Here is a 10,932-nt window from a genome sequence, read left to right as displayed (position 1 = left end):
GCCCGGAAGCCCGAAATCGGGCTTATTCAGAGCGCGGGACGCGCTTGCGAAGCGCCTGAGCAGCGAGAAATCCGCGCTGCCGACCGAGTCGGGGGCTTCGCCGGGTCGAATTTCAACAGGCTGCTAGGCCCTGGCGAAGAAGGCCTGCACGTCCTCGATCCGGCGGGTGACGGCGAACCTCGGCAGCGAATGCATGAACACCCGTCCGTAGGGCCGGGCGGTGATGCGCGGGTCGCACAGCACCAGCACACCGCGGTCGGACTCGCTGCGGATCAGCCGGCCCACGCCCTGCTTGAGCGCGATCACCGCCTGCGGCAGCTGCTCGTCGCGGAACGGGTTGCCCCCGCGCCGCCGCACCGCCTCCAGGCGCGCCTCGAACCCCGGGTCGTCCGGCGCGGCGAAGGGCAGCTTGTCGATCACCACCACGCTCAGGGCGTCGCCGGCCACGTCCACGCCCTCGCGGAAGGTGGCCGAGCCCAGCAGCACGCCGTTGCCCGATTCGCGGAAGCGGCGCAGCAGCTCGGCCTTGGGCGCGGCGCCCTGCACGAACAGCGGCCACGGGCCGCCCTCGAGCATGGCCGCGGCCTCGCGCAGGGCGCGCAGCGAGGAGAACAGCAGGAAGGCGCGGCCGCCGGAGGCCTCCAGCACCGGCCGCACCGCCTCCAGCATCGCCGCGCCGAACTCCGGCCGGTTGGGGGCGGGCAGGCCGCGCGGCAGGTAGCACAGGGCCTGGCGCTGCCAGTCGAACGGGCTGGGCTCCAGCAGCGTCTCCGGGTCGAACAGGCCCAGCTTGCGGGCCACGTGCTGGAAGCCGCCGCCCACCGCCAGGGTGGCCGAGGTGAAGATCCAGGCCGCGTGCGAGCGCTCACGGTGCGCGCGCAGCGGTGCGGACACGTCCAGCGGTGTGCGCTGGCAGCGGAAGCCGCGCGCGCTCAGCTCGTACCAGTACACCTCGCCGCCGCGCGCGGCCGCGGCGGCCAGCGCGGCCGGATCGGGCGGCGCCTCCCCTTCCGCGCCGGCCACGGCCGAAAGCGCGGCCTCGGCCTGCTCCGCGTCGGCGAAGGCGTCCGACGGGCCGCCGCCGTCGCGCCAGCGTTCCAGCCGCCCGCCCAGATCGCGCGCGCGCGCCACGCAGGCGGCGAAGCCCGGCGAAGTCCCGGCCAGCGGTTCCATGGCCAGCTCCAGCGCCAGCAGCGCATCGCCCACGGCGTCGAAGCCGCGGCCGACCGTGGCCTCGGCCAGGGCGCGCTCGCGGGTGCCGCGCGCCGGCAGCGCCTCCATCGCCGCGCGCAGCTCGCGCAGGGCCTGCTCCAGCGCGCGCACCGGCGCCTGCACCACAGCCAGGGCGCCGGTGACCTGCTTGCACTCGGCCAGGCAGTCGCGGCCGAGCTCCTGGAGCTGGCGCATGCCGAAGCCCTCGCCGAAGAAGCCGGCGGCCAGCTCCGGCAGCTGGTGCGCCTCGTCGATGACGAAGGCCTGGGCCCCGGGCAGGATCTCGCCGAAGCCCTCCTGCTTGAGCGCCAGGTCGGCCAGCAGCAGGTGGTGGTTGACCACGACGATGTCCGCGGCCTGGGCGCGCTGGCGCGCCTGCACCACGAAGCACTCCTCCCAGAACGGGCAGTCGCTGCCCAGGCAGTTGTCCACCGTGGAGGTGACCAGCGGCAGCAGCGGCGAATCGTCCGGCAACGACTCCAGCTCGGCGATGTCGCCGGCGCGGGTGCGCCCGGCCCAGGCGACGATGCGCTGGAACTGGCTGGCCTGCTCCGGGCTGGAGAAGCGCGCGTCGCCCCTGGCCTGCTCCAGGCGGTAGCGGCACAGGTAGTTGGCCCGGCCCTTCAGCAGCGCGCTGCGCAGTCCCACGCCCAGCGCCTGGCGCACGCGCGGCAGGTCGCGGTGGTAGAGCTGGTCCTGCAGTGCGCGGGTGCCGGTGCTGATGATGGTCTTCAGCCCCGACAGCAGCGCCGGCACCAGGTAGGCGTAGGTCTTGCCGGTGCCGGTGCCGGCCTCGGCCAGCAGCACCTCGCGGTGCTCCATGGCCTCGGCCACCGCCGCGGTCAGGCGCTGCTGCGCCGGGCGCGCGACGAAGCCCTCCAGGCGCGCGGCGAGTGCGCCGCCTTCGCTGAGGGCTTCACGGCTGGCATTGGCAAGCAGGGACATGCGGGCGCGTGCGGGCAGGCGGCATCCGGCCGCGGGCGGCGGGACGGCGGGCCGTGGTCAGTAGCGGATCACGCCCGGCACGGTGCAGGCCTCGCGCTGGGCGCGGGCCGAGGCCACGTTCTCCGGCTCGTTGCGCGCCTCGCGCGCCTGCTCGATGGTCGCCCAGTGGCGGCGGCACAGCGGGCCGACCTTCGAGCCCAGGTCGAAGGCGCGCCGCGCCAGGGTCTCGGCCTGGTCGTACCGCTCCTGCAGCAGGGCCACCTCGGCGCGCTCCTGCAGCAGCGCCGGATCATCCGGCACCAGCTCCAGGGCCTGGTCCAGCGCCGCGGCCGCGGCGGCGGTGTCGCCGGCGGCCAGCGCCCGCGCCGCCAGCGTGCGCAGGTCCTCGACCTGCGGGTCGCGCAGCGGCTGCACGCTCAGCTCGGTGTCGTCCGCCCCGCCGGCGGCGTGCACGGCGGCCAGCCGCTGCTGCGGATCCACGCGTGGCGCGGCAGGCGACGCCGGCGGCACCGCGCTGCAGGCGGCCAGCCACAGGCCCAGGGCCGGGACGGCCGCATATCGGATGGGAGACAGGTCCATGCCGGCCATTATGGCGCAGGCGGCGTGGGCGCCGGGTCGGCGGGCGGCTGCACCGGGGCGCGGCGGTCGCGGCCGAACAGGCGCTGCCAGAAGCCGGGCCGCGACCCGGACGGCACCGTGCCCGGCACCGCGCCCTCCTCCTCCAGCAGCGGCTCCGGCTCGGCCGGCATGCACGGCGCGTACTGCGGCGCGGTGCCGGCCACGAACGGCAGGCGCCGCGCGCCGGGGCAGTCGGCGTCGGTGACATAGGAACCGTCGGCCTGGACCCAGTGCCACTCCAGGCCGCGCTCGGACACCCGCAGCGGCGAGCTGGGCAGGCGCGCGAACAGGCCCGACCACACGCGCATGGCGCCCGTGGCGCCGTACAGGCCGGTCTGCTCGTTCCGGTCGTTGCCCATCCACCCCACCGCCAGGTGGTCGCCGGTGTAACCGGCGAACCAGCTGTCGCGGCCGTCGTTGCTGGGGCCGGTCTTGCCCGCCGGCGCCAGCCGGCCGAGGCCGTCGCGCAGCAGCTGGCGGCCGGTGCCCTCGGTGACCGCGTGCTGCAGTGCCACGCTGATCAGGCTGGCCGCGATGGAGTCGCCCTCCTGCGCCGGCGCCGGCTTGCTGTCGTAGCGCTTGAGCAGCTTGCCGTCCGGGCCGAGCACGCCGCGCACCGCGCGCAGCGGCTGGACCTGTCCACCGGAGGCGAGGAACTGGTACAGCTGCGCCATCGCGTACGGGCTCTGGTCGGTGGCGCCCAGGATCAGCGCCGGGTTGGGCTCGGCCTCGATGCCGGCCAGCACCTTGACCAGGTGCGCCAGCCGCTCCGGCCCCACCTGCATTCCCACCCGCACCGTGGCCTGGTTGTAGGAATGGGCCAGCGCGTCCACCAGCCGCACCGTGCCGTGGCTGCGGTTGTCGGAGTTGGCCGGCGACCAGCGGCGGCCGCGGCCGAGCTGCACCGTGACCGGGCTGTCATCGACGAAGGTGGCCAGCGAGTAGCGCTGCGGCTGGGCCAGGGCCAGCAGGTAGACGAAGGGTTTGAGCAGCGAGCCGACCGGGCGGCGCGCCTCGACCGCGCGGTTGAAACCGTGCGCGGCCACGTCGCGCCCGCCGACCACCGCCAGCACCTCGCCGCTGTGCACGTCGGTGACCACCACGCCGGCCTCCAGCGGCGGCCGCTTGCCGGTCTGCAGGGACTGGATGCTCTTGACCACCGCGCCCTCGGCATAGGCCTGCACCGAGGGCGACATGCCGGTGAGCACGGTCAGGCCGGCGCCCTGCAGCGCCCGCTCCGGGTAGTCGCGGGCCAGCTGCCGGCGCACCAGGTCGATGTAGGCCGGGAAGCGGTTGGCCGCGGCCACGCCCGGCTGCCTGGTCACGCCCAGCGGCGCCTTGCGCGCGCGCTCGTACTCGGCCGTGTCGATCAGCCCGGTCTCGTGCAGCACCGCCAGGGCGACATTGCGCCGCTCCAGCGCACGCTGCGGGTGGCGGCGCGGGTCGTAGTAGGACGGACCCTTGACCAGGCCGATCAGCAGCGCGATCTGCTCGGTGCTCAGGCTGTCCAGGCCACGCCCGAACCAGAACTCCGCGCCCGAGGCCACGCCGTGGATGGCCTGGCTGCCGCGCTGGCCCAGGTACACCTGGTTGAGGTAGGTCTCCAGGATGGTGCGCTTGTCGTAGCGCGCCTCCAGGATCAACGCGAACAGGATCTCGTTGAACTTGCGCGACCAGGTCTGCTCCTTGCCGATGCCCAGCAGGCCGCTGCGCGCCAGCTGCTGGGTCAGGGTGGAGGCACCCTGGCGCTTCTCGCCCGAGCGCAGGTTGACCCAGGCCGCGCGCGCCATGCCGGACAGGTCGATGCCGTGGTGGCGGGCGAAGTCGCGGTCCTCCACCGCCTGCAGGCCGGTGACCAGCAGCTCCGGCACCTCCTCGATGCGCACCAGCCGCCGCTCCTCCTGGCGCTGGCCGTAGAGCGTGGCGATGCGCGCCGGGTCCAGGCGCGCGGCCTTGACCGGCTTGCGCGTGCCGGCGTCGCGCAGGGCGGCCACGCGGCCGCCGGAGAGCACCACCTCGATGCGGCGCGGCGGCACCTGGCCGTCGATGTCGATGTAGCCACGGCTGGAGATGACGAAGCGGTTGCCCTGGGCGTGGTAGCTGCCCGGGCGCTCGCCGGCCTCGTCCTCCTGGTAGGCGGCCGCATCCAGCTCGGTGCGCAGGGTCGCCGCGTCCATCGGCAGGCCCGGCTGCAGCTGCAGCGGGCGCGCGTACACGCGGGTGGGGATCTGCCACTGCAGGGCGCCGAAGCGCTCGGTCACCTGGTTGTTGAGGTGGACCGTGTACGGGACCAGGAACCCGGCCACCAGGGCGGCGGCCGCGAGCACCACGGTCAGCAGGTGGCGGCGCCAGGCCGGGCTGGCGCCCTTCTCCTGGCTGTCGTTGTCATCGTGTTTGCGGCGTGGCACGTGGGGTACGGGCGTGGGAATGGCCGGAGTCTAGCAGCGCCCATCCAGGGCCGGGATGCACGCGCCCCTCACGCCTTTGGGCCACGTTCAACCGGGCATCGGGCCATCGCGGCCGGCGATGCCATGGGCGATCCCGCGCAGCATGGCACGCAGGTTGGCCAGGCGCGGGCGCACGAACAGGCCCATGCCCGCCAGCTTCAGCAGCAGCCGCGGCACGTCCTGCGCCACCCAGGTGCGCGGCACGTGCGCACGCCGGTACAGCAGCACGCGGTTGCGCATCATGTAGTACAGCCGCACCGGGCCATGGATCTGCACCGGATTGCGCAGCCCCGGCACCCGGCGCAGGCGGTCGCCGATGCGATGGCGCATGCCGGCATCGCATACGCCGTACAGCGCATGGCCGCGACTGCGCGCGCGGAACGACCATTCCAGGTCGACGTTGTCGATGAACAGCCCGGCGTCCATGCCACCGATCCGCTCCAGCACGTCCAGTGGCAGCAGCGAGCCGGAGGTGATCAGGAAGTCGCACTCGATGCACTGCCCCGGCGCGCCGTGCAGCTTGCGGTTGAGCGGGAAGCCGATGCGCACGAACGGCGCCGCGCTGCCATCGCGCGCGTCATGGAAGGCCGGCCCCACGGCGGCGACCGGGCGCTCGCGGCGCAGCCGCGCCAGCGCGTCGTGCAGGGTGGCGACCATGGCCGGGTCGGCCACGCTGTCCTGGTCCAGCAGCAGCAGGTGGCGGAAGCCGCCGGCACGCGCACGCTGCCAGGCCTGGTTGATCGCCGCGCCGAGGCCGACGTTGGCCGGCGAGCGCAGCACATCGATCCGCCCGTGCGCTTCGGCCTGCCCGAGCCACGCCGTGTACTGCGGATCCGCGGTGGCGTTGTCGAATACCAGCAGGCGGCCGACCTGCGGCAGCACCGCGTCGATCGCCTCTTCCAGCAACGGCAGTTCCGGCCGGTAGGTCACGACCACCGCGTACACGTCCTCGCGGCGCAGCGCGCCGGATTCAGCCGTCATCGCGACCTCCCGCCGGACCGGCCAGGTCCAGCAGCGCACCGCGCAGGCCGGTGCCGAAGCGCGCATAGCCGCCGGCGCGCAGTTCGCCGAGCACCGGCACGATGCGCTGCCAGCGCGCCCGCGGCAGGCTGGTGCGCACGCGGTCATGGCGCAGGCGCTCGCGCAACAGTGCGCGCGCTTCGGCAGGCGGCTGCAAACCGCCGGTTTCGACCCGCCGGGCCAGCGCGCGCATCTTCGCCGCCATCGCCTCGCGGTAGTCCCGCCGCGCGCCAGCATCGGCGCGTTCACCCAGGCTGCGCTCCCGCGCACCGAGCTGGTTGCCACCGTGCTGCCGGTAATCGATGGTGGCCTCCTCCAGCGTGTCCACCCGGCCGACCAGGGCGGCGACCACCGCCAGCCATTCGTCGTGGACCCAGCCTTCGGCGACCGGCAACGCCTGCGCCAGCAGGCCGCGGCGCAGGGCCATGGTCGCGCCGGTGACGATGTTGCGCCTGAGCAGCACCTCGGCCGCGCGGCCGGCATGCATCGCGGCCAGCTCGCCGGCGGTCACGCCCAGTACCTCGAACAGGCGCCGCCCGAGCGGCTCGCCCGCGGCATCGACCAGGCGCGCGTCGGTATGCAGCAGCAGGAGACCGGGATCGCGTGCGAAGGCCTGCACGCACAGCTCGATACGCCGTGGATGCCAGGCATCGTCCTGGTCGCAGGGAAACAGCAGCTCGCCGCCCGCGGCCTGCAACGCCTGCCCGAAATTGCGCACGTAGCCGAGGTTGGCGGCGTTGCGCTGCAGGCGCACCTCGACCCCGCGTTCCGTGGCGCGCGCGGCGAACGCCTGAAGGAGCTCCCAGGTGCCATCGCTGGAGGCGTCGTCGCAGGCCACGATCTCGTCGGGCAGGCGCGACTGGGCAAGCAGGCTGTCCAGCTGCGCGTCGAGGAAGCGCTCGCCGTTGTACGTGCACAGCGCCACCGATACGCGCACGCTCAGCCCTCCCCGCCCATACCCCACATCGAGGCATCGACCCGGAACGGGCGCGGCGTGATGCCCAGCACCCCGGTGAATTCGCTGTTGTCGACGATCAGGTCGGCATCCAGCCGCGAGACCGGGCCGCGGGTGGCCGGCAGCAATGCCGCCACCAGGCGCATCAGCGGCCGGCCAAGGTGCACCGGCACGGTCGCGAACGGCAGGCTCTCCCTCACCCGGGCGAACATCTCCGCCGCCGGCAGGCGCTCGCCGCCGCCCATGCACAGGGTGCGGCCGACAGCAACGTCGGACTGCAGGCAGGCCATCACCGCCTGGGCGATATCGTCGGCATGCACCGGCTGGCGCAGGCCACGCCCCGCCGGCAGCGGGAACAGGCGGGGGCGCGCGGCGCGGCGCGCGATCGGGGTCAGGCTGCGGTCCAGGCCGGCGCCATAGATCAGGGTCGGGCGCAGCCCCGTCCGGGCGATGCCCGGGCGCCGGCACTCACGGGCCAGCCCCGCCTCGCCCGCGGCCAGGCGGGCGATCAGTTCGCGCTCGGCCGGCACCTCGGAATCGCGCTTGGTCAGCACGCTCATCGAGCTGGTGGCGACGATCCGCCGCGCAGGTGCGGACTGCTGTCCCGACAGCCAGTCCGCCAGCACGTCCAGCGGAGCGAAGCTGGCTACCGCGCCGAGCGGCGGCAGGTCCGGCAGGGGGCCGGGCAGGCTGCCCTGCAGCCATTGCACGCCGGCGACGGCAGGCCGTGGCTGGCGGCTCAGGGCAAGCACGCGGTGACCGCCGGCGACGAGTCGCGGCAGGAGGAAGTGGCCGATCTGGCTGGTGGCGCCGATGACGAGGACGGGCATGGCGACTGCTGGCAGGGAAGCGGGGGCGCCGCGGCGGCCGACTATAGCGCGCGCCCGGCGGCGACGCGTGGCGCGGGCGCCCGCCTAACGCAGACGGCCCACACAGGGCGGGCCGTCTGGAAATGCATGGGACGCGGAGCGGATCAGTCGTCGCCCTTGGACAGGTCGTCGTCGGCGACGACCTCGGCGGCGGCCCACTCCAGCGCCTCGCGCTCGGCGCGCTCGCGCTCGGCCTTCTCGACTTCCTCGATCAGGTTGTTATCGACGGTGCGGGCCGCGATCTCGCGCAGGGCCAGCACGGTCGGCTTGTCATCGGCCTCACTGTTGTCCAGTGTGGCCGGCACGCCATTGGCGAGCTGACGCGCACGCTTGGCGGCCATCATGACCAGTTCGAAGCGGTTGTTGACCACTTCCAGGCAATCTTCGACGGTGATACGGGCCATAGACGTTCCGGGCGATGCGGGTCGCCACTCTCGCGGTTGAGGGGAAATGGGCGCCGAGTGTACCCACAGGGCCGCGCCGCGGCAAGGGCCGCGGCTGAACAGACCTTTGCAATCAATCGCTTAGCGGCCGACCCGGCTCACTGGTCCGGTGCCAGCAGGGCCTGGATCAGGCGGGCGTGGCGCAGCTGCTGCTGGCCGCGTCGCAGGCGGCTGGCGGTGAAGATGGCGCACATCTCGTCCACCGCGGTGTCGAACACCTCGTTGACGATGACGTAGTCGAACTCGCCGTAGTGCGACATCTCCTCGCGCGCGGCGGCCAGGCGCCGGGCGATCACCTCCTCGCTGTCCTGGCCGCGGGCGCGCATGCGCTGCTCCAGGGCCTGGCGCGAGGGCGGCAGGATGAACACGCTCACCGCGTCGGGCACCTTGGCCCGCACCTGCGCCGCGCCCTGCCAGTCGATCTCCAGCAGCACGTCGTGGCCAGCCTCCAGGTGCGGCTCCACCGACTGCCGCGCCGTGCCCTTCCAGTCGCCGTGCACGCGGGCGTACTCGAAGAAGTCGCCGGCGTCGATCATGCGCTGGAACTGCTCCTCGGTGACGAAGTGGTAGTGCTCGCCGTCGCGCTCGCCCGGCCGCGGCGCGCGCGAGGTGAAGGAGATGGACAGGCGCAGCTTGGGGTCGCGCGCCAGCACCGCGTTGACGATGCTGGATTTGCCGGCCCCGGACGGCGCGGCGACGATGAAGAGGGTGCCTCGCATCTGGCTCATTCGATGTTCTGGACCTGCTCGCGGATCTGGTCGATCAGCACCTTCAGCTCGACCGCGGCGGCCGAGGTGCGGGCATCCACCGACTTGGAGCCCAGGGTGTTGGCCTCGCGGTTGAACTCCTGCAGCAGGAAGTCCAGGCGGCGGCCGGCCGGTTCGCCCTTGCCGAGGATGCGGCGCAGCTCGGCGATGTGGCTGCCCAGCCGGTCCAGCTCCTCGTCCACGTCCAGCTTCTGCAGCCACAGCACCAGCTCCTGCTCGGCGCGGCCGGGCTCGACCGGGTGCGGCAGGTCGGCCAGGCGCGCAGCCAGCTTGGCGCGCTGGCCCTCGCGGATGGCCGGGATCAGCCCGCGCACCTGGCCGACGATGCGCTCGACCGCATCCACCCGCTCGGCAATGGCCGCGGCCAGCTTGGCGCCCTCGCGCTCGCGCGCGGCGATGAACTCGTCCAGCACCTGGTCCAGCAGCGCCAGCGCCTCGGCCTGCAGCGCCTCGCCGTCGGCGCTGGGCGCCTGCAGCACGCCGGGCAGCTGCAGCAGCTGGGCGAACTCCACCTGCAGGCGCGGGAAGCGGGCATCCAGGCGCTGCGCCAGCGCGCCCAGCTGCTCCAGCAACGCCTCGTTGACCGCCAGCGTGGCGGCACCTTCCGGTGCACGCAGGCGCATGGCCAGTTCCAGCTTGCCGCGCTGGATGCGCGCGGCGATGCGCTCGCGCAGCACCGGCTCCAGCGCGCGCAGGTCCTCGCCCAGGCGCAGGCCGATCTCGAGGAAGCGGTGGTTGACCGAGCGCAGCTCGCAGCCGAGCACGCCCCAAGGAGTCCCGCGCTCGCCGGCGGCGAAGGCGGTCATGCTACGGATCATGCCGGTATCCGGTTGTGGCAAGGCGCGAATGGTAATCTAGCCGGCCCTCCGCGGCATCCCGCCGCCGCCCGCGGCCACCGCCGCGCTCCCCCGACTTCCGGAAGAATCCCGCATGACCGTCGTCCGTCCCAGTGGCCGCGCCCCCGACCAGCTGCGCCCGGTGCGCATCGAACGCGGCTACACCCGCCACGCCGAAGGCTCGGTGCTGGTCAGCTTCGGCGACACCCGGGTGCTGTGCACCGCCAGCGTCGAGAACAAGGTGCCGCCGTTCCTGCGCGGCAAGGGCGAGGGCTGGGTGACCGCCGAGTACGGCATGCTGCCGCGCGCCACGCACACCCGTGGCGAGCGCGAGGCGGCCAAGGGCAAGCAGGGCGGCCGCACCCTGGAGATCCAGCGCCTGATCGGGCGCGCCCTGCGTGCCTGCGTGGACCGCAGCGCCCTGGGCGAGCGCACCATCACCCTGGACTGCGACGTGCTGCAGGCCGACGGCGGCACCCGCACCGCCGCCATCACCGGTGCCTATGTGGCCCTGGTGGACGCGGTGCGCTGGCTGCTGGCCCGGCGCGAGATCGCCCGCGACCCGGTGTTCGGTGCGGTGGCCGCGGTCTCGGTGGGCCTGTACCGCGGCGTGCCGGTGCTGGACCTGGACTACGCCGAGGACAGCGACTGCGACACCGACATGAACGTGGTCATGAACGACGGCGGTGCCTTCATCGAGCTGCAGGGCACGGCCGAGGGCCACGCCTTCCGCCGCGACGAGCTGGACGCGCTGCTGGCCCTGGCCGAACACGGCATCGGCCAGCTGCTGGACCTGCAGCGTCGGGCCCTGGCCGGCTGA

The 10,932-nt window shown here is 73.8% G+C and carries 10 protein-coding genes; 1 reads left to right on the top strand and 9 read right to left on the bottom strand.

Annotated elements, in window-relative coordinates:
• Positions 1-123: 123 nt before the first annotated feature.
• The 9 genes from yoaA to CR938_RS08470 all read right to left on the bottom strand — a co-directional run bounded on the left by yoaA (position 124) and on the right by CR938_RS08470 (position 10,094).
• A complete protein-coding gene (gene yoaA, locus CR938_RS08510; protein WP_162124602.1) occupies positions 124-2,157 on the bottom strand; it encodes a DNA repair helicase YoaA in 2,034 nt (677 codons plus the stop codon).
• Positions 2,158-2,214: 57 nt separating this feature from the next.
• On the bottom strand, positions 2,215-2,736 hold the full coding sequence (locus tag CR938_RS08505) for a tetratricopeptide repeat protein (protein WP_425502429.1): 522 nt from the start codon (positions 2,734-2,736) through the stop codon (positions 2,215-2,217).
• An 8-nt stretch (positions 2,737-2,744) separates the two neighbouring features.
• Positions 2,745-5,183, bottom strand: a complete 2,439-nt coding sequence (mrcB, locus tag CR938_RS08500; RefSeq protein ID WP_162124601.1) for a penicillin-binding protein 1B — start codon at positions 5,181-5,183, stop codon at positions 2,745-2,747.
• Positions 5,184-5,270: 87 nt separating this feature from the next.
• The gene (locus tag CR938_RS08495; protein WP_162124600.1) at positions 5,271-6,203 is read right to left on the bottom strand and encodes a glycosyltransferase family 2 protein; all 933 of its coding nucleotides are present in this window, start codon (positions 6,201-6,203) and stop codon (positions 5,271-5,273) included.
• On the bottom strand, positions 6,193-7,179 hold the full coding sequence (locus CR938_RS08490; RefSeq protein WP_162124599.1) for a glycosyltransferase family 2 protein: 987 nt from the start codon (positions 7,177-7,179) through the stop codon (positions 6,193-6,195). The genes CR938_RS08495 and CR938_RS08490 overlap by 11 nt, the downstream gene beginning before the upstream one ends.
• Before the next feature lie 2 nt (positions 7,180-7,181).
• Entirely contained in the window at positions 7,182-8,027 is an 846-nt protein-coding gene (locus CR938_RS08485) for an NAD-dependent epimerase/dehydratase family protein (protein WP_162124598.1), read from the bottom strand.
• Between the two features lie 143 nt (positions 8,028-8,170).
• Complete coding sequence (gene rpoZ, locus CR938_RS08480; RefSeq protein ID WP_162124597.1) at positions 8,171-8,470, bottom strand: DNA-directed RNA polymerase subunit omega; 300 nt, start codon at positions 8,468-8,470, stop codon at positions 8,171-8,173.
• A gap of 137 nt (positions 8,471-8,607) precedes the next feature.
• Positions 8,608-9,228, bottom strand: a complete 621-nt coding sequence (gene gmk, locus CR938_RS08475; protein ID WP_162124603.1) for a guanylate kinase — start codon at positions 9,226-9,228, stop codon at positions 8,608-8,610.
• Positions 9,229-9,233: 5 nt separating this feature from the next.
• Positions 9,234-10,094: a YicC/YloC family endoribonuclease gene (locus tag CR938_RS08470; protein ID WP_162124596.1), complete on the bottom strand. Its 861-nt coding sequence runs from the start codon at positions 10,092-10,094 to the stop codon at positions 9,234-9,236.
• Between the two features lie 112 nt (positions 10,095-10,206).
• On the opposite strand from CR938_RS08470, the gene rph reads away from it, so the two are divergent.
• Positions 10,207-10,932, top strand: coding sequence for a ribonuclease PH (gene rph, locus CR938_RS08465; protein WP_162124595.1), 726 nt, complete (start codon positions 10,207-10,209; stop codon positions 10,930-10,932).

It is taken from the genome of Pseudoxanthomonas taiwanensis (assembly GCF_010093135.1).
GTDB classification, from domain to species: Bacteria; Pseudomonadota; Gammaproteobacteria; order Xanthomonadales; family Xanthomonadaceae; genus Pseudoxanthomonas; species Pseudoxanthomonas taiwanensis.
This window is presented reverse-complemented; position numbering and strand designations above follow the sequence as displayed.

Excerpts from the sequence above, each read along its gene's own strand:
- yoaA (WP_162124602.1), bottom strand. The coding sequence starts at position 2,157 with ATGTCCCTGCTTGCCAATGCCAGCCGTGAAGCCCTCAGCGAAGGCGGC.
- CR938_RS08505 (WP_425502429.1), bottom strand. The coding sequence starts at position 2,736 with ATGGACCTGTCTCCCATCCGATATGCGGCCGTCCCGGCCCTGGGCCTG.
- CR938_RS08495 (WP_162124600.1), bottom strand. The coding sequence starts at position 6,203 with ATGACGGCTGAATCCGGCGCGCTGCGCCGCGAGGACGTGTACGCGGTG.
- CR938_RS08485 (WP_162124598.1), bottom strand. The coding sequence starts at position 8,027 with ATGCCCGTCCTCGTCATCGGCGCCACCAGCCAGATCGGCCACTTCCTC.
- rpoZ (WP_162124597.1), bottom strand. The coding sequence starts at position 8,470 with ATGGCCCGTATCACCGTCGAAGATTGCCTGGAAGTGGTCAACAACCGC.
- gmk (WP_162124603.1), bottom strand. The coding sequence starts at position 9,228 with ATGCGAGGCACCCTCTTCATCGTCGCCGCGCCGTCCGGGGCCGGCAAA.
- CR938_RS08470 (WP_162124596.1), bottom strand. The coding sequence starts at position 10,094 with ATGATCCGTAGCATGACCGCCTTCGCCGCCGGCGAGCGCGGGACTCCT.
- rph (WP_162124595.1), top strand. The coding sequence starts at position 10,207 with ATGACCGTCGTCCGTCCCAGTGGCCGCGCCCCCGACCAGCTGCGCCCG.